The 322-nt window shown below is 42.2% G+C and carries 1 protein-coding gene; it reads right to left on the minus strand.

The features are described from left to right. Positions 1 to 322 (minus strand): DDE-type integrase/transposase/recombinase (locus tag PH558_RS34185; RefSeq protein WP_285208579.1); only part of this gene is annotated, 322 nt, incomplete at both ends.

The following is a 322-nucleotide window of genomic DNA, read 5'->3' on the forward strand; positions in this document are numbered from 1 at the left end:
GTTATAATAATGAATGTATTCTATGACAGTGCGTTCTACGATGGCGGTCGTGGTTCGATCAATGCTGTTAAGATAGAACGTTTCAGACTTTAGTGAGGAATGAAACGATTCGATGGAGGCATTATCAGCGGGTGTCCCTTTGCGGGACATGCTCATGGTAATGCCTTTTGTTTTAACAGCTTTCTGATACTCGTAAGATGTATACACAGATCCTTGGTCACTATGTAACACGCAGTTCTCAGGCAGTGTTGGCAGTTGATCAAGTGTGTGTAAGACAAAGTCTGTGTCCTGCTTATCTCCAATCGTAAAAGCAATCACTTCT

Origin of the sequence: Rhizobium pantanalense (assembly GCF_030182525.1) — a bacterium.
Lineage (GTDB): Bacteria > Pseudomonadota > Alphaproteobacteria > Rhizobiales > Rhizobiaceae > Rhizobium.